Origin of the sequence: Arthrobacter sp. SO3, assembly GCF_020532825.1 — a bacterium.
Lineage (GTDB): Bacteria > Actinomycetota > Actinomycetes > Actinomycetales > Micrococcaceae > Arthrobacter.
Genome location: NZ_MQTS01000162.1, coordinates 1 through 520, shown reverse-complemented (window position 1 = coordinate 520; position 520 = coordinate 1). Strand labels below are relative to the sequence as shown.

The following is a 520-nucleotide window of genomic DNA, read 5'->3' as shown; positions in this document are numbered from 1 at the left end:
CGGGCCATAAACGCGTGGTGGGCCTTGAACCGGCCGGTCAGCGCGTCGACGAGCTCGGGGATTTTGGAGCGCAGGGTTCCTTTGGCCAGGCCGGCGAGGACTTCCGGGTTGCGTTCGCCCTCGATGAGGGCTTCGAGCATCGCCCGTGACGAGACGCCGGTGAGGTCCGAGACCACTGAGGAGAGTTTGATCCCGGAGCCTTCCAGGAACTTCTCCAGGCGCTGGATCTCCCGGGTGCGGTCACGGGTGGCGATCGCCCGGGCCCGGGTCAGGTCCCGCAGTTCACGGATCGGCTCCGGCGGCACGAACGAGGCCCGGAGCAGGCCGTGGGCGCCGAGCTGGGCGAGCCAGGCCGCGTCCGAGACATCGGTTTTGCGGCCCGGGATGTTCCGTGCGGCCTTGGCATTGACCAGCATCACCGGCAGCGTCTCTTCGAGGAGATAGTAGAACGGTTTCCAGTAATCACTGGTCGCTTCCATCACCACCGTCGTGACATGCTCGCGTTCCAGGACGTCCCGCA

The 520-nt window shown here is 66.5% G+C and carries 1 protein-coding gene; it reads right to left on the bottom strand.

Annotation, left to right across the window (positions count from 1 at the left end; all coding sequences use genetic code 11):
• Nucleotides 1–520 (bottom strand): IS110 family transposase (locus tag BJQ90_RS15075; protein ID WP_226761053.1); only part of this gene is annotated, 520 nt, incomplete at both ends.